Raw genomic sequence first — 16,248 nt, forward strand, 5'->3', positions numbered from 1 at the left:
ACCCCGCGCGGGCCCTGCACCGGCGCTCCCCGCTCGTTCCCCCCCCCCCCCCCCCCGCCCCCCCGGGGGGGGGGCGCCCCCCGCGCGGGGCCCCCCCCCCCCCCCCCCCCGGCTCCACCCGAACCCACGCGGGTTGTGGTCAGCCCCTGCTGATCAGTACGACCGGCTCCACGCCGCCGCTCGCCTGCTCGACCCGGTAGCCGGCGAGCACCTGCTGCCAGGCATCCGCCTCCGCCATCGCGTGGGAGCGGATCAGCCACACCCGCCCGCCGCCGCGCTGCTCGGCGAGCGCGAGCGCCTGGTCGAGGCTGGCGCGCAGGGCTGCCGTCTGGTGGTCGGAGATCACGACGACGTCCGACCGTGTGGGCATCCGGATCCACCAGCCGACGGTGTTGCTGTGCGAGACGACCAACTCGACCTGGTCCTGCGGCGAGTAGAACGCGAAGCCGTACCACGCCAGTTCGTTCATCACGATGACGTCGTTGGCGGACCGGTGCGTCGCCACGAACTGGGTCGCCGAACGGATGTCGGTGACCGCAATGGCCGTGTAGTAGAGCCCCGGTTCGTCGCCGTCGAACCGGTACCAGCGTCCGTTGTGGAGGCCGTACCACGCGAGCAACACCGCGCAGGCCGCCGCGGTCAGCGCCGTCGCCGGCACGCGGGGGACCGCGCGGCGGACGAGCGCGGCCCCACCGTAGGCCAGGCCGACGACCCCGAGGCCGGCGACCGCGCCTGTCACGACGAGCAGGAAGTGCGAGGTCCGCAGTTCCAGCAGCGGGTAGAACCGGGCGACACCAAGCGTCGTCACCCCCACCGGCAGCAGCAGGAGCGCGACCGCCGCGGCCGGGCGGGCCCGCCAGGCGAGGGTGCCGACACCGGCCAGGAACAGGCCGCCGATCACCAGAGCGGGCGCGCCCACCATCGGTGCCAGGCCGTGCACCTGCCGGTCGAGGTAGCCGGGCAGCTCGGCCAGGCTGGGAAAACTGTCGGTCCAGTACTCCCGCATCCTGTCGTTGTTGCCGCGCGCCGAGACGCCGAAGTAGAAGACGACGATGACTGTCATCGCGCCGAACGCCGCCACGGCCACGTCCCGCAACCGCGCCCACTGCCGCCGCAGCGCGGTCACCAGCAGCAGGCCACCGAACACGCACGGGGTGGCGATCGCCGTCACGTGGCTGAACACGATGCCGGTGGCGGCCACCGCCGCGATCACGCCGAGTCGCCCGCGCGACCAGGTCTGCTCCGTCCAGGCACCCAGCGCCACCAGCACCAGCGTGATCGCGGCGTCGGCCGTGTACTGCTTGAGGTCGTGCCGGATCTGTTGGGCCGGCAGGAGCAGGACCACAGCCGCACAGGCGAGACCCGCGACGATGCCGAGCCGCCGCGTCGGCCACCGCGGCAACCGTCCGAGCGCGTACGCGGCGACGACGGTGAGCCCGTGGAACGCCAGCGGCACCACGCGCAGGTAGTCGGTGTCCGGCACCAGTCGCAGCAGGAGACTCCACCCGAGCGGGGTGGACGAGGTCGCCGCCGGCAGGTCGCTCAGCGGCAGCCGTACCGACAGCGCCACCCATGCCTCGTCGAGCCAGTACCCGGCCGTGAGCATCGTCCTGACGTCGTGCACCACCGGGAACAGGGCCAGCAGCACGGCGACGGCGATCCAGTCCGCCGGGACGGGTCGGCGTCGCCTCGGCGTCGCCGACGAGACCGGACGGTCCACGTCCTCGCGTTCCCGCTGTACGACCACGTCGCTCCCCATCACGAGTACGGAACGGCAGGCGTCGACCCGACGGGCGGACACCAACGCGCCGGGCCGGTCGAGGCCCGGCGGCACCGCGAACGCGGCGTCAGCTGGCCCCGGCCTGCCGGGCCGACGTGGGCAGGGACTCGGCCGCACCGCGCTGCGTCGGCACCGACCTGCCGATCAGGCGTGCCGCCTGCGGGTTGCGCCGGGCGGCCGTCGGCAACCCGAGCACGAACTCGGGGAACAGGCCGAAGAAGGTCCGGGCGCTCTGCAACTCCAGGGTGTGCGCCCGCGACCACTGGAACGAGTTGGTCGCACGGGCCCAGTGGTGGGTCCACCGCACGTCGCCGAGCAGCACCACGGGCATGTCGTGCCGCCACGCCCGCAGCCCCAGCTCGTGGTCCTCGTAGTAGAGGAAGAACGACTCGTTCCACCCGCCCATCGCGACGAAGTCCGCGGTGCGGGCCGCGACCGCCGCGCCCATCGCCCAGGCCACGTAGACGGCCTCGCCGGGGTTGGCCACCACCCGGTAGTTGGCGTGCATCCGCGACAGCGGCCAGATCTTCCGGTTGCCCAACTTCGCGGTGGCGTACGGGAAGCCACGGCCGTTGGGTTGGGGGGTGCCGTCGGTCGCGAGCAGTTGGGGAGCGACAAGGCCGCCGTGCGCGTCCAGGTGGCGCTGCATCGTGGCGAGCCCGGCCGGTTCGACCTCCAGGTCGGGGTTGGCGAACAGCACGTACGCACCGGCCGCCTGACGGACACCGACGTTGTTGGCCCTGGAGAAGCCGACGTTCTCCGGCAGCCGGATCACCCGGGCGCCCAACTCCTCCGCCACGGCGACCGAGTCGTCAGCGGAGTCGTTGTCGACGACGATCCACTCGTACGGCTTGGCACCGCCCCAGCACCGCCGGAGCGTGTCGGCGGAGTTGTAGGTGACCGTCACGACGCTCCACGGCGTTCCTGCCATCACACGCTCCGAACTCTCAGATAGCTGATCAGGGATGCGAAACCGAACCGCCTGCCCTTCCACTGCCGACGGGCGGCGGGCCCCTCCACCAGGCCACGTCCCACGCCACGCAGGAAGGGGCGGAGCAGACCCTGACGGGCACGCCGGGCGGCAAGCGCCAGGTGGGCCAGGGCGAGGACCGGTATCGCGACGAGCATCAGCGGCCAGGTGAAGGTCCGCGCGGCGACCAGGAGTCGATTGCGGGCCAGGAGGAACGCCCGGAACCCCTGGAGCTTGTTGTCGCCCTCGACACTGTGACCACCGGCGTGCGGGAGCATGAAGTCCAACCGTCGGGTCCGCAGACCCTCGGCGTACATGCGGAAGGCGAGGTCGGCGTCCTCACCCCAGGCGAACAGGTGCTCGTAGAACCCGCCGAAACGGTGGAAGAGCGCGGTGGGGAACACGGCGGCGCCGCCGGACGGGCCCAGTGGCCCGCGCGGCACCGTCGCCGCCCGGTCGATGAACAGCGAGACCGGATGCAGGTCGATGCCGACGAACTCACCGCCGTGCATGGCGAGACCCACCGCGATCGGGTTCTGCGGGTCCGCCGCGATGCTGGCGAACAGACGGACCAGCGCGTCCTCCGGCAACCAGACGTCCGGGTTGAGCAGCAGCACGTGGCTTGTCCGCACCGCCGCGACAGCCCGGTTGCAGCCCGCCGCGAACCCCGGGTTCGACGAGTCGGGCAGGTACTCGTACCGCTCGTCGTCCAGAGCGTCGGCGATGACCTTCGCGCACTCGTCCTCCGGCCAGTTGTCGGCGAAGATGAACTTCACCGGCAGCCCCTCGGCGGCGCGTACCCAGGTCGGGAGCGTCTCGGCGAGCATGTCGCTGGACCGGTAGAGCACCGTGACGATCGTCAACGTCTCTGTCACCGGGACACCTCCCTCACTGTTCGCGGATCACGGGACGACGGCAGATCCGTCACAGCAGAGACCTGTACAGGCTCTGCCACCGCTGCACACACCTGTCGAAGGCGTACTCCTGGGCGTACCACTCGGCCACCCGCTGCCCCTCGTCGACGGCACGGCGGGCGACCGCCTCCCGGATGGCGCCGGCGAGCGCGGCGGGCACGAGATCCGCCTGGAACGCCAGGGTGCCCGTCGCGTGCCGGGTCACCTCGGCCAGGCCACCGGCCCCGGTGTGCACCACGGGTACGCCCAGGGACAGCGCCTCCAACGCGCTGAGCCCGAACGACTCGACCCGGGACGGCACCAGCAGGCAGTCGATCTCCTGGAGGAAGTCCGCGGCCGTGACCCGGCCGACGAGTTCGAGGTTGGGCCGGGCGGCGATCGCCATCGAGCCGGCCCCGGCGACCTTGAAGTCCAGCTCGGGGAGGAGGGAGGCGATCTCGGGTAGGAGGTCAGCTCCCTTCTCCTTCTCCAACCGGCCGAGATAGCCGACGACCGGCCGACGACCGGGCTCCGGCGTGTGCGCGGGCTTCGGGCTGGGCCAGGTGGCGGGCAACGGGTTGGGGATCAGGTGGATGTTCTTGACGCCGCCACGCTCGCGCAGCTCGGCTGCCTCGAACTCGGACACCGCCACCGTCGCGTGCGGACGTACCCGACGCATCGCCAGGTCCAGCGTGATGTTGGACTGGATGAGCGCCTTCTGCTGGAACGACCCGGCGGTGTCCCGGTACTGCCAGAGGCTGTTGTGCAGGGTGACGACGAGCGGCGTCCGCCGGCCACCCATGCTCAGCGCCGCCCGCGAGTGCATGGCGGCGGACAACAGGTGGGCGCAGACCACGTCCGGCTGCACCTCGTTGACGAGGCGACGGATCTCCCGGGCGTAGCCGAGGTCGATCCGGCTCGTCGCGCTGAGCCCGATCCACGGCACCCCGGCCTCGCGCAGCGCGTGGCCCACCTCGTCGTCCGAGGTGGCGGCGACGACGTCCAGACCCGTTCGTGCGTGCGCCGGGATGATCTCCGTCAGGATGCGCTCGGCACCACCGAGCTGCCGCCGCCCGGAACCACCAGTGGTGCAGACGAACAACACCTTCACGAGGTACGCAGCCCCTCGACGGCGCCCTTCGCGATGGCGCGGCGAACCGGGTTCCCGCCCACCGCGGCGCGCAGCAGCACCCCGCCCACGTACGCCGTCGTGGCGATGCGACCGCGCCGGCCACCCATGTCCTTGCTCGCCCGGATGAACTCGCGGGTGCGGCGCTCGGAGATCTCCTCCTCGGACCAGCGCCGCTTCGCGGTCGCGTCGTCCTCGTGCATGATCACGGCCTCCGGCACGTACGCCAGCCGCAGGCCCTGCTGCCGGACGGCCCAGCAGAGCCGCATGTCCTCGGAGTAGAAGAACGACGTCTCGTCGACGCCGCCGATCGCGTCGAAGGTGCTCCGGCGCATGGCGACGAAGGGCCCGGTCAGCCAGTCCGCCTTCTCCGGCGGCGCGACGATGCGCAGGTTCGGCAGCACCAGGCTCAGCCCGGTGGCGTGGGCGAAACCCACACCCAGCCCGAGGAACCGTCCGCCCTCGGTCTGCGAGACACCCGACGGGGTGACCACGCCCGGGAAGGCCGCGCCCACCTTCGGGTCGTCGAGGGCGGCCACCAGGCGGGTCACCGCGTCTTCGTGCACGATGATGTCGTTGTTGGAGAGGATCACGTTCGCCCGGCTGGTGTGCCGCACGCCGAGGTTCATCCCCCGCGCGTACCCCAGGTTGGAGCCGGACTGGACGTACTGGACACCCTGTTCGGCGCAGAACGCGCTCAACGACTCCTGGATGTGCGCCGAGCTGCCGTTGTCGACGACGACGATCTCTGCCTCTGCCGGCAGCGACAGGACGCAGGCGCGCGTGCGCTCAAAGTCCTCCCAGGCGAGGACAACAATCGAGACATCCATGTCAAACCGTCCCATTACTCGGCGACTGCGCTCGTCGCAGGCTCGCTCTGGAGGCGAAGGCGTGTACGGCGTAGGCGAGCGTCGAGGCGATCGCGGCCCCGATCACACCCGCCCACGGGATGATCGCAAAGTACGCGGGGATCGCGAACCCGAGGGTGATCAGTGCGACCACCGTCGTGGCCCGCTCGCCCCGCCTCTTCAGCAGTAGGGCACTCCAGCTCTTGCCGGCCGCGGTGGCCAGTGAACCGGGCAGCAGGACGAGGCCGAGAATCCAGGCGTGCCGGTACTCGGGCTGGAGGAAGCCCAGCACACCGAGCCCGAGGACGGCGGCCAGGGCCACCGGCAGTGCCGCGGTGACCACGGACCGGGTGGGGTCGGGCCCGTCGTTGCCGTCCCGGCTGGCCAGGATCCGCTGCGCCCGCACCACGGCACCGGCCTGCGCGAACTCCAGCGCGGCGACGGCCAGCGCGTACACGCCGAGGGGACCGGCGCCGACGAACCTGGCCACCAGGATCTGGTTGAACCGCAGCGTCATCATCTGGGCGAAGATCCCCAGGTGCAGGTTGCCGACGGCGGCCAGGTCGGCGCGGTAGTCCAGCGCGGTCGCCTCCGGCCGTGGTGCCGGCCCGATCCGCCGGAGCATCCCCAGCACCAGGGCACACACGGACAGCGCGCTGACCCACTGGACGACGAGCCACACCATGCTCCACAGGCCGCCGTCCAGGTAGCCGGCGAAGTACAGCGCCACGTAGCCACCGACCAGGACCGCGCCGCTCGCCGCGCGCATCGCGTAGACGACCATGAAGCTCTTCTGGCGCAGCGCGATCGACGAGACCGTGTTGAAGATCGTCAGACCGGCCGCGGATCCCATGCCGACCAGGTAGCTGCCGATCCCGGCCACCGTGGTGAGCACCGAGGCGGCGACGACGGAGAGCAGCACCGAGGCCGCCAGCATCGCGAGGACCCAGGGGCGCCCCCGGGAGAAGACCCAGCCGCCCGGACGGGACAGCAGGAAGGTGTCCAGGGACAGGCCACCGACGGCCGCGCCAAGCGTCGCGCTCACCATGTTCGCGGAGAGTTCACCGCGCTCGGCGGGCGGCAGCGCCACCGACAGGACCGCCGCCAGCCCGGTCAGACCGAGCGCGCCGATGTAGAGACGTTCGGGTGCGATGAGCCGTCGCAGCAGGCCCAGCGCGCGGCGTCCGGGCGATGGTTTCGTGCCGGGATCCGGCGATGGCCGAGCGGTGTTGACCAGCGACACGCCGTTCACTCGCCCCCCATAGATGCGATACGTGCGGGCACGACGAGTCGTACTTCGCTGGCACTTTCTACCCGAATGCCGCTACACCTGCAATCGCCCAGGTGGCCCTAACCGATAATGCCGAAACACCTGCGGTCCCTGCCAGTCGGCCGGCGTAGACTCTCGGACCCGTGAGGATCCTCGTCACCGGCGGAGCCGGATTCATCGGGTCGGAGTACGTTCGCCTGCTGCTGGGCAAGCCCCTCGGCAGCGCCGACGGCGTACCCCCGATCGAGCCGGCGGTCGTGACCGTGCTCGACAAACTGACCTACTCGGGCAACCTGGCCAACCTCGACCCGGTCCGCGACGACCCCCGACTGCGCTTCGTCCAGGGCGACATCTGCGACCCGGCCATCGTCGACGAGGTCGTCGCCGAGCACGACGTGATCGTGCACTTCGCCGCCGAATCACACGTCGACCGCTCCATCGCCGGCGCCGCCCCCTTCGTCACCACCAACGTCCTGGGCACCCAGACCCTGCTCGACGCCGCCCTACGCCACCGCACCAACCGCTTCGTGCACGTCTCCACCGACGAGGTCTACGGCTCCATCGACGAAGGCTCCTGGACCGAAACCTGGCCCCTCGCACCGAACTCCCCCTACTCGGCCTCCAAGGCCGGCTCCGACCTGCTCGCCCTGTCCTACCACCGCACCCACGGCATGGACGTCGTCGTCACCCGCTGCTCCAACAACTACGGCCCCTACCAGTACCCCGAGAAAGTCATCCCCCTGTTCGTCACCAACCTCCTCGACGGCCAGACCGTCCCCCTCTACGGCGACGGCGGCAACATCCGCGACTGGCTACACGTCCACGACCACTGCCGCGGCATCGCCCTGGTCCAACAGAAAGGCCGCGCCGGCGAGGTCTACAACATCGGCGGCGGCACCGAACTGACGAACAAGGACCTCACCGGCCGACTCCTCGACGCCTGCGACGCCGACTGGGACCGCGTCGTACCCGTCACCGACCGCAAGGGCCACGACCGCCGCTACTCCCTCGACATCACCAAGATCCACCAAGAACTCGGCTACACCCCCAGCATCACCCTCGACGCCGGCCTCGCCGACACCGTCACCTGGTACCGCGACAACCGCACCTGGTGGGAACCCCTCAAGAGCGCACCCACCGCATGAGCTGACAACGCCGCGGGTGGTGGTGCCGACGTGTCGAGATCGTCGGCGCCACCACCCGCGGCGGTTGTGTCTTCGGTCAGCGGCCTCCGGCGCGGAAGACCTCCGAGACGGTGCGGAGCACCACCTTGACGTCCAACCACAGCGACCAGTTCTCGATGTAGTAGTTGTCGAACCGGGCCCGGTCGGAGATCGGGGTGTCGCCGCGCAGGCCGCTGACCTGCGCGAGCCCGGTGAGCCCGACGGGGACGCGGTGGCGTGCCGCGTAGTTCGGGTATTCGGCCGAGAACTTCTCCACGAAGTACGGCCGTTCCGGCCGCGGCCCGACCACGCTCATGTCGCCGCGCAGGATGTTCCACAACTGGGGCAGCTCGTCCAGCGACGTCCGGCGCATGAACCGGCCGATCGGGCCGACCCGGTTGTCGTGCGCGATGGACCAGTTGGTCTGGGACTCCTGCTCGTTCACGGGACGCATCGAGCGGAACTTGATGACGTTGAACGGCTTGCCGTACCGGCCGATCCGCTCCTGGTAGAAGAAGATTCCCTTGCCACCGTCGATGAACGTGGCGAGGGCGCAGAGCAGCAGGACCGGGCTCAACAGCAGGAGCGCGACCCCGGCGAACAGCATGTCCGATGCGCGCTTGATGGCCCACCGCGGGCCGGTCAGCGTGATGTCGCCGATCTTGACGATCGGGAACGCGCCGATGTGGTCGGGGTAACCGCTGTGCGAGCGTGAGCCCCACAGGCGCGGCACGGCCCAGAGGTCGCAGCGGGAGCTGCGCGGCTGCAACAGGGTTTCCATGAGCGTGGTCTCGTCGCAGTCCGGGTCGGCGATGATCAGGACCTCGCACTCCGTCAGCCGGACGAGGTGTTCGAGGTCCGACATCGACCCGCTCAGCGGCAGCGCACCGTTGCCCTGGCGCGACGCGACGTCGACGCAGCCGGCGTACCGCAGGCCGTACTGCGGGTAGCGGCGCAGCAACCGGGCGATCTCGAGGCCGATCGGGCCGCCGCCGACGACGAGCGCGTTGTGCTCCGCCCAACGACGCTTGCGGGAAAGAACCGTGAACGACCTGCTGGCCGCGCGCCCGAGGATCACGAGCAACGCCGACAGCGCGACGCCGCGCATGAACCCGCCGACGTACGCCACCGAGGCGTGGCGTTCGGCCGCGATGATGGCCACCACCGAGGCGGCGGCCAGCAGGCGCCCGCAGAGGCTCGGCAGCTCGTCGAGGATGCTCACGTGCCGGCGCGGCCGGTAGAGGCCGCCGGCCGCGAAGAGGGCCACGGTCAGGGCCGCGTTGGCCATCGTCCCGCGCCAGTAGCTCTGGGTCAGCAGCAGCGGGGCGACGAGCGCGATGGCGTCGACGGGCGCGATCATCATCCAGGCCCGCAGCCACCGGGTCCGCGACGAGGTGCGGGACCGCGCGTACGGCAGGACGGCCGTGGTGCCCAGGCCGGGCGTCGCCACCTTGGCCTGCGCCCGAACCACCGGCGCCCTGGTCTGGGGCACAGGTGGGGCGCCGCCGTGGAGGCGGGCCCCGTCGCCCGGCAGGTCAATTTCCTCCCCGCCGACTGACGGCGTGGAGGAATGGCTGGTCGCCGGCTGGCCTGGCACTAGTGGACCTCCCCGTGAGTGCCCTCGGTCGCGCATCCCGACCATAAGGGCGACCGAACTCTACGATCGACCGGGTCGAGTCACCATAGCCGGCAAGTCAGTTCCTCCTCCTACTTTGCGGCGGAGAGGATGCCCGGAACGTTGTCGTTGCGGACCGCGTCGAAGACCTTGGCTGCCTTCTCCTTGTCGGCGAGCACGACGCTCTCGGTGCCCATCGTGCCGGTGCCCTTCACCGGGCAGGTCAGGAACGTCAGGTTGCCGCTGCGCAGGTCACGCATCTCGGAGGCGAGATCAATCAGGTTCAACTTCTTGTCCACGGCGACCGCGTCCGCCGTCGCCTTGACGAAGGAGTTGAGTTTGGCCGGGTTGGCGAGCGTTCCGCCGGACGCCGCCTTGTCCAGGATCGCCTTGATCACCTGCTGCTGGTGCCTGATCCGGGCGAAGTCACCGTCGGCGAAGGCGTGCCGTTCGCGGGCGTAGTCCAGTGCGGCCGCCCCGTCCATCTTCTGCCGCCCGGCTTTGAAGGTCCGGCTGCCGTTGAGCGCGTACAGCGTGGTGAAGCCCTTCTCCACGTCCACGGTGATGCCGCCGAGGGCGTCCACGATCTCCTTGAAACCGCTGAAGTCGACGATCGTCACGTGGTCGATCCGCACGCCGGTGAACTTCTCCACCGTCTGCACCAGCAGCGGCACGCCACCCCACGCGAACGATGCGTTGATCTTCGCGTCCTTGCCGCCGCGGCCGGACGGGGACTTCGGCACGCTGACCCAGGTGTCCCGGGGGATCGAGATGAGCTGGGCGCTGGACCGGTCCTTCGGGAGGTGGGCCACGATGATGGTGTCGGTGCGGGAGCCGGACTCGTTGCCCGGATCGCGTGAGTCGCTGCCGAGAATCATGATGTTCATGGCGCCCTGGGCATTCTCGCCAACCTGCGGGCGGTCGGCCTCCGGCACACCGTCGAAGGCGTCGACGCGTTCGATGCCGGAGTTGATGGAACGGAAGTACAAACCTCCGGCGATCATCCCGCCACCGCCGAGCAACGCCAGGACCACGAAGGTGATCAAAGCGACCTTTTGCCACCGGGGACGCCTCCGTCGCGCCTTCTTCGTTGGCTCCGATGGTTGCTGCGGCGCGATGAACTGGGTCTCAGGCTCCGCGTACTCTTGGCGATACTGCATGCCGCGATGCTACTGATTCCGGGTTACCGGCATGTACCCCCGTCCGGGTCAAGCGTTCCGCGTCCCGACCGGAACTTTTCCGACGATCGTTGGCCGGAACCTGCTATGAAGCAGCGATGGACGCCACGCAACCGCGCCGGACCGACGCCCGCACGCCATCCGCTCCGGTCGCCGACCACTGGCACCCGCGCGACGGCAGCGGCGAAGGGTGGTAGTCAGGTGCGATTGACGTCGATCCACACGTACCCGGTCAAGGGTTGTCACCGGCTCGACCACGACGGCGCGTTCGTGCGGCCGTGGGGCCTGGCCGGCGACCGGCGCTGGATGGTCGTCGACGCCGACGGCGTCGGCGTCACCCAGCGGGACACCGCCCGGCTGGTTGGCCTGCACGCCACCCTTCACCCCGGCGGTCTGACGCTGCGCGCCGACGGGCGGCCCGACCTCGACGTGCCCGAGCCGACCGCTGGCGATCCGGTCGCCGTGCGCACCTTCCGCCACCGCACCATCCCGGTCCCGGCTCTGCCGGCCGGTCGAGCGGCCGACGACTGGCTCGGTGCGCTGCTCGGCCGACCGGTCCGGCTGGTCTGGCTGGCCCGGCCGACCCGCCACCTGGCCGCCGAGGACCGCGACCACGACACCGGCGACGAGGTCAGCTTCGCCGACGCCTACCCGCTGCTGCTGACGAACACCGCCTCCCTCGACGTCCTCAACGAATGGCTGGCCGAGGCAAAGGAGGAGCCGGTGCCGATGACCCGGTTCCGACCCAACCTGGTCGTCGACGGGGCACCGGCCTGGGCCGAGGACGACTGGGTGGGTCGATCGCTGCGCATCGGTGACCTGCGGTTTCGCGCCGCCGGGCCGTGCGCCCGCTGCGTGGTGACCACGACCGACCAGGAAACGGGGGTACGCACGAAGGAGCCGCTGCGCACCCTCGGCCGCCACCGCAACGTCCAGCAGAAGATCCTCTTCGGACTGAACCTGGTGCCACTCGACAGTGGACCACTTGCCGTGGGGGCCGCGCTCGTCCTCGCGCCCTGACCGGTCACCCGCGACCCTCGACCGGAACGCGCCGATCACCGTCCGTCGACGCTGTCTTAGCTTTGGCTTAGCCGGCTTGTCGGCCCACGCCCGGGTCCGGCAGCATCGCCGTCGTGACGGACGTAAGCGTTGTCGACATCGACATCGACCTGGATCGGGCTCCCGAGGTCCGGCCCCGGTCGTCGTCGCGCTCGACGCCCTGGCTGGTCGCCACCGGCGTCACGGTTGTCGCGGCGGCACTGGGGCTCACCCTGACCCTGCGGTCGGGCTCCGCCCCGGCCTGTGCCGCCGGCCGGACGCTCGCCGCCGCGCCGCCCACCGGCACCGCCACCCACAGCGGCAAGGCCACCTTCTACGACTCGAACGGCGGTGGCGGCAACTGCTCGAACCCCGCCGCCCCGGCCAACCGCCTCTACGTCGCGCTCGGCCCGACCGAATATTCCGCTGCCGCCGCCTGCGGTGGCTTCCTCGACGTGACCGGTCCGAAGGGCACCGTCCGAGTGCTCATCATGGATCAGTGCCCGGAGTGTGCACCCGGGCATCTCGATCTGTCCCGCGAGGCGTTCGCCCGGATCGCCGAGCCGGTCCAGGGTCTCGTCCCGGTCACCTACCGCGCGGTGGTCAATCCACCGCTGCCCGGTCCGCTCACCTTCCGGATCAAGGAGGGCGCGTCGCAGTTCTGGTTCGCCGTCCGCGTCGGAAACCACGGCAACCCGTTGCGGTCCGTCGAGGTCCGGCAGGGTGACAGCGATCCGTGGCGCCCGGCCGCCCGGCAGGACTACAACTACTGGCTGATCCCCTCCGGCGCCGGCGCCGGGCCGTTCACCATCCGCGTCAGCGACGTGTACGGAAACCGCGCCACCGTCGGCGGCATCCGGATGGCACCCGGCCAGGTGCAGAACAGCGCGGTCCGGATGTACGGGCCCGCCGGCGCGGCGGCCACCCCGCGCCCGTCCGCGTCGGCCCGGCCGCCCGGCAAACGACCAGCCGGTACGCCGACTCCGGCCCGCCGCCCGGCCGAGGTGGCGCAGGCGAGCGCGCCGGTCACCGGTACGCCGAGCACCCAGCCGGTCGCGGCGAACGCCCGTTGGTGCGCGGGCTGACCGCTCAGTTTGGTGCGCGGTTGAGCGCTCAGTCTGGTGCGCGGGCTGAGCGCTCAGTCTGGTGCGCGGGCTGACCGCTCAGTCGCCGGACGTCAGGTCGAGCCACATCAGGATCTCGTCCCGGTCGTCATCGGGCGCCACCCGCAACGCGCCCGGCAACCGGCCGATCTCCCGGTAGCCGAGGCGGGCGTAGAACCTGTCCAACCCCAACCCGTCGCGCACCGTCACGTGCAGTGCCTCGTGGCCGAACCGCCTGCCCAGCCGGGCGGCCTCGGCCATCAGCGCCGATCCGTAGCCGGTGCCCTGGGCGTCCGGGTGGACCATCACCCGCTTCAACACACACCAGTGCGCCTTGAGCGGGAAACGGTTGTCACTGAAGACGAGCAGGGCCACCAGTCGGTCGCCGGAGTATCCGACGAGCAGGCGGTCCGGTCCGTCGGCGATGCCGGCGAAGGTCGGGTCGGCGAGCACGTGGACGTCGGCGACGGTCACCGGCGGGACGAAGCCGACCGCGCCACCTGCGTTGGTGGCGTCCGCCCAGAGCGCGACGATCTCGGCGCGCAACTGCGGGGTCAGGTCGGGGTCGAGGTCGAAGCGCAGACTCACGCTCGCCATCCTGACCCGCCGACCAGACCCACGACCCTCGACAGTGACGCGACCGACAGCCGGCGTCGGGGCCTGTGGTGCCCGGCGCCCGGTGCTCGGTGACCTGTGGTGCCGGTGACCTGCGGTGCTCGGTGACCTGTGGTGCTCGTTGACCTGTGCGGGAGAGGGGACTCGAACCCCTACGCCCTTTCGGACAATAGGACCTAAACCTATCGCGGCTGCCGTTACGCCACTCCCGCCAACCCGCTGAGTCTAGAACGTCCGGCTTCGGCGGTGTCGAGCCCGGCCTCCCGGCGGCTGGTCGGGCCCCCGTCGCGGCTCTCCGACTCAGTCCAGGCCGAGGTCGCGGCGGAGCTTCGCGACGTGCCCGGTGGCCTTGACGTTGTAGAGCGCTCGCTCGATCTTGCCGTCGGCGTCGATCACGAACGTCGAGCGGATCACGCCGGTGACGGTCTTGCCGTACGACTGCTTCTCGCCGTACGCGCCGTAGGCGGTCAGCACCGCCCGGTCCGGGTCCGACACCAGCGGGAAGGTGATCGCGTCGCGCTCGCGGAACTTCGCCAGCTTCTCCGGCTTGTCCGGGGAGATGCCGACGACCTCGTAACCGGCGGCCTGGAGCGAGGCGAGCGAGTCGCGGAAGTCGCAGGCCTGCTTGGTGCAGCCGGGGGTCATCGCCGCCGGGTAGGCGTACAGGACCACCCGGCGACCTCGCAGGTCGGCGAGGGAGAGCTGGTTACCGGTGTCGGTGGCGAGGGTGAACTCGGGCGCGGGGTCACCGGGGGAGAGGCGGTCGGGCGTGGTCATGGCCCGACGATACCGCCGCCGGGCCGAGCGCCAGCCCGGGCTCCTGCTGTCGTTGGCGGCGTGGGCTGGGTCGGGCGGGCGCTGTCACCGGCGGGGCGCGCGGGTCAGGTGGGGGGTGGTCGTTGGCGGCGGGCGCGGGCGCGGGCGCGGGCGCGGGTGGGGTGGCGGCGGGCGGCGGGCGCGGGTGGGGTGGGGTGGGGTTGTTGGCGGCGGGCGCGGTCGGGTGGGCGTTGTCGCCGGTGGCGTGGGCGGGTCGGGCGTGTCGTGTGGGCGTGGGCGGCGTGAGCGTGTCGGGTGGGCGCTGTCGCCGGTGGCGTGGGTGGGTCGGGCGGGTCGGGTGGGCGTGGGTGGTGTGGGCGTGTCGGGTGGGCGCTGTCGCTGGCGGCGAGGGCAGGTCGGCATCGCTGGCTGATGATCGACTCGGCTTTCGGAAATCCGGGGCATCCGAGGGCCGGGGATGCCCCGGATTTCAGGAAGGCGAGTCGATCATCAGGCGGACAGCCCGGATTTCAGGAAGGCGAGTCGATCACCTGGGTGGCGGACCGCCGCAGGGTCCGGCCGGCCCTAAAGGTGATCAACACCTCGCGTTGTTGCCAGAGTCTGGCAACAACGAGTGTTGGGAAATAGGCTGACGCACGCTGGTCCGGTCGGGCCCGCTGACGTGTGGGAGGTCGCGTGGAAACACTGGCGATGCACATCTCGAACGGGATCATCGACGGTCCGGTGGCAGCGATCTTCGCTGCGCTCGCGCTGGCCGCGCTCACCTTCTGCGTCCTGCGCGGCCGGCGTGACCTGGACGACCGGCTGGCCCCGATGGCGGGCCTGGTGGCCGCGTTCATCTTCGCCGTCCAGATGCTCAACTTCCCGATCTTCACGGCCGGGGTGAGTGGCCACCTGCTCGGCGGGGCCCTCGCCGCCATGCTCGTCGGCCCGTGGGTCGGCGCGCTCTGCGTGTCAGTGGTGCTGGTGGTGCAGGCACTGATCTTCGGTGACGGCGGCGTGGCGATGCTCGGCCTCAACATCACGAACATGGCGCTGCTCGGCACCGCCGCGGCATACCTGCTGATCGCGCTGTTGCTGCGGGTGCTGCCCCGTACGCCGGCCGGCCTGGCCGTGACCGCGTTCGTCGCCGCGACGCTCAGCGTGGTGGTCGCGTCACAGGGCTTCGTTCTTGAGTACTGGCTGGGCGGCACCACCGATCTGGGGAGCAACCTGACGGGCCTGGCCGGCACGATGGCCGGCGTCCACCTGCTGATCGGGCTCGGCGAGGGCCTGATCACCGCGACCACCGTCCTCACCGTCGCGAAGGTGCGACCCGACCTGGTGTACGCGCTGCGCTCGCTGCGCGCACCCGCCGCCCCCGCTGTCCCGGTCGCCGGAGGTGTCCGATGAAGAACCGCTCCTGGGCCTTCCTGGCCGGTGGCCTGCTGGTCGCACTGCTGCTCGCCGGGGTGGTGAGCAACTACGCCTCGTCCCACCCGGACGGGCTGGACTCGTCCCTGCTCAAGGGCTGCACGGTCGACGCCGACGACAACATCGTCGGCGGCAGTTGCCCGGCTCAACAGGCCCGGGACCACGAGTTCGCCGACAGCCCGCTCGCCGACTACGGCGTGCGGGGCGTGCAGAACAGCTTCGTCTCCACCGGCCTCTCCGGCGTGCTCGGCGTGCTCGTCACCTTCGCGATCGGCGTCGGCGGTTTCTGGCTGCTGCGCCGCAGGGGCACCACGCCAACCGACGGCGGCACCAGGCCAACCGGCGGCGGCACCACGTCGACCGGCACCACGTCGACCGGCACCACGTCGACCGGCGGGGACGCCACGACGCCCGCCGGGGACGACGCGGCGACGTCCCGCGTCAGTTGAGCAGGGA

Annotated in this window: 15 protein-coding genes and 1 tRNA gene; 5 read left to right on the forward strand and 11 right to left on the reverse strand. The window is 71.0% G+C overall.

Annotation, left to right across the window (positions count from 1 at the left end):
- Positions 1–139: 139 nt before the first annotated feature.
- From ACGFIW_RS00005 to ACGFIW_RS00030, 6 genes are all read right to left on the reverse strand, one after another.
- On the reverse strand, positions 140–1,759 hold the full coding sequence (locus ACGFIW_RS00005; protein WP_393309950.1) for a hypothetical protein: 1,620 nt from the start codon (positions 1,757–1,759) through the stop codon (positions 140–142).
- Between the two features lie 88 nt (positions 1,760–1,847).
- Positions 1,848–2,711 carry a glycosyltransferase gene (locus ACGFIW_RS00010; protein ID WP_393309952.1) on the reverse strand — a complete coding sequence of 288 codons (864 nt, stop codon included), beginning with the start codon at positions 2,709–2,711 and terminating at the stop codon, positions 1,848–1,850.
- On the reverse strand, positions 2,711–3,625 hold the full coding sequence (locus ACGFIW_RS00015) for a glycosyltransferase family 2 protein (protein ID WP_393309954.1): 915 nt from the start codon (positions 3,623–3,625) through the stop codon (positions 2,711–2,713). The genes ACGFIW_RS00010 and ACGFIW_RS00015 overlap by 1 nt, the downstream gene beginning before the upstream one ends.
- Before the next feature lie 49 nt (positions 3,626–3,674).
- Positions 3,675–4,754, reverse strand: coding sequence for a glycosyltransferase family 4 protein (locus ACGFIW_RS00020; RefSeq protein ID WP_393309956.1), 1,080 nt, complete (start codon positions 4,752–4,754; stop codon positions 3,675–3,677).
- Positions 4,751–5,602 carry a glycosyltransferase gene (locus ACGFIW_RS00025; protein ID WP_393309958.1) on the reverse strand — a complete coding sequence of 284 codons (852 nt, stop codon included), beginning with the start codon at positions 5,600–5,602 and terminating at the stop codon, positions 4,751–4,753. The genes ACGFIW_RS00020 and ACGFIW_RS00025 overlap by 4 nt, the downstream gene beginning before the upstream one ends.
- 1 nt (position 5,603) lies before the next feature.
- Complete coding sequence (locus ACGFIW_RS00030; RefSeq protein ID WP_393309960.1) at positions 5,604–6,872, reverse strand: hypothetical protein; 1,269 nt, start codon at positions 6,870–6,872, stop codon at positions 5,604–5,606.
- A gap of 161 nt (positions 6,873–7,033) precedes the next feature.
- Between ACGFIW_RS00030 and rfbB the strand changes: the two genes are divergently transcribed.
- On the forward strand, positions 7,034–8,035 hold the full coding sequence (gene rfbB, locus ACGFIW_RS00035; protein ID WP_393309962.1) for a dTDP-glucose 4,6-dehydratase: 1,002 nt from the start codon (positions 7,034–7,036) through the stop codon (positions 8,033–8,035).
- 76 nt (positions 8,036–8,111) lie between these two features.
- On the opposite strand, the gene ACGFIW_RS00040 is transcribed toward rfbB, so the two are convergent.
- Complete coding sequence (locus ACGFIW_RS00040; RefSeq protein ID WP_393309964.1) at positions 8,112–9,686, reverse strand: sugar transferase; 1,575 nt, start codon at positions 9,684–9,686, stop codon at positions 8,112–8,114.
- A gap of 74 nt (positions 9,687–9,760) precedes the next feature.
- Positions 9,761–10,828 carry an LCP family protein gene (locus ACGFIW_RS00045; RefSeq protein WP_393309966.1) on the reverse strand — a complete coding sequence of 356 codons (1,068 nt, stop codon included), beginning with the start codon at positions 10,826–10,828 and terminating at the stop codon, positions 9,761–9,763.
- Between the two features lie 219 nt (positions 10,829–11,047).
- On the opposite strand from ACGFIW_RS00045, the gene ACGFIW_RS00050 reads away from it, so the two are divergent.
- Both ACGFIW_RS00050 and ACGFIW_RS00055 read left to right on the forward strand, forming a co-directional pair.
- Positions 11,048–11,866: an MOSC domain-containing protein gene (locus ACGFIW_RS00050; protein WP_393309968.1), complete on the forward strand. Its 819-nt coding sequence runs from the start codon at positions 11,048–11,050 to the stop codon at positions 11,864–11,866.
- Positions 11,867–11,979: 113 nt separating this feature from the next.
- A complete protein-coding gene (locus tag ACGFIW_RS00055) occupies positions 11,980–12,969 on the forward strand; it encodes an expansin EXLX1 family cellulose-binding protein (protein ID WP_393309970.1) in 990 nt (329 codons plus the stop codon).
- A gap of 78 nt (positions 12,970–13,047) precedes the next feature.
- Here the strand turns inward: ACGFIW_RS00055 and ACGFIW_RS00060 are convergent, their stop codons facing one another.
- The 3 genes from ACGFIW_RS00060 to bcp form a co-directional block, all read right to left on the reverse strand.
- Positions 13,048–13,575 (reverse strand): GNAT family N-acetyltransferase, encoded by a 528-nt coding sequence (locus tag ACGFIW_RS00060; RefSeq protein WP_393309972.1) that lies wholly within the window; start codon positions 13,573–13,575, stop codon positions 13,048–13,050.
- Positions 13,576–13,731: 156 nt separating this feature from the next.
- A tRNA-Leu gene (locus ACGFIW_RS00065) sits at positions 13,732–13,814 on the reverse strand.
- Between the two features lie 88 nt (positions 13,815–13,902).
- Positions 13,903–14,379: a thioredoxin-dependent thiol peroxidase gene (gene bcp / locus ACGFIW_RS00070; protein WP_393309974.1), complete on the reverse strand. Its 477-nt coding sequence runs from the start codon at positions 14,377–14,379 to the stop codon at positions 13,903–13,905.
- Positions 14,380–15,054: 675 nt separating this feature from the next.
- Between bcp and ACGFIW_RS00075 the strand changes: the two genes are divergently transcribed.
- On the forward strand, positions 15,055–15,771 hold the full coding sequence (locus tag ACGFIW_RS00075) for an energy-coupling factor ABC transporter permease (protein WP_357558536.1): 717 nt from the start codon (positions 15,055–15,057) through the stop codon (positions 15,769–15,771).
- Positions 15,768–16,241, forward strand: coding sequence for a PDGLE domain-containing protein (locus tag ACGFIW_RS00080; protein ID WP_393309977.1), 474 nt, complete (start codon positions 15,768–15,770; stop codon positions 16,239–16,241). The genes ACGFIW_RS00075 and ACGFIW_RS00080 overlap by 4 nt, the downstream gene beginning before the upstream one ends.
- The last annotated feature ends 7 nt before the right edge of the window (positions 16,242–16,248 follow it).

It is taken from the genome of Micromonospora sp. NPDC048935 (assembly GCF_043197875.1).
Classification (GTDB): Bacteria; Actinomycetota; Actinomycetes; order Mycobacteriales; family Micromonosporaceae; genus Micromonospora.

Excerpts from the sequence above, each read along its gene's own strand:
- ACGFIW_RS00005 (WP_393309950.1), bottom strand. The coding sequence starts at position 1,759 with ATGGGGAGCGACGTGGTCGTACAGCGGGAACGCGAGGACGTGGACCGT.
- ACGFIW_RS00010 (WP_393309952.1), bottom strand. The coding sequence starts at position 2,711 with ATGGCAGGAACGCCGTGGAGCGTCGTGACGGTCACCTACAACTCCGCC.
- ACGFIW_RS00025 (WP_393309958.1), bottom strand. The coding sequence starts at position 5,602 with ATGGATGTCTCGATTGTTGTCCTCGCCTGGGAGGACTTTGAGCGCACG.
- ACGFIW_RS00040 (WP_393309964.1), bottom strand. The coding sequence starts at position 9,686 with ATGCGCGACCGAGGGCACTCACGGGGAGGTCCACTAGTGCCAGGCCAG.
- ACGFIW_RS00045 (WP_393309966.1), bottom strand. The coding sequence starts at position 10,828 with ATGCAGTATCGCCAAGAGTACGCGGAGCCTGAGACCCAGTTCATCGCG.
- bcp (WP_393309974.1), bottom strand. The coding sequence starts at position 14,379 with ATGACCACGCCCGACCGCCTCTCCCCCGGTGACCCCGCGCCCGAGTTC.
- ACGFIW_RS00080 (WP_393309977.1), top strand. The coding sequence starts at position 15,768 with ATGAAGAACCGCTCCTGGGCCTTCCTGGCCGGTGGCCTGCTGGTCGCA.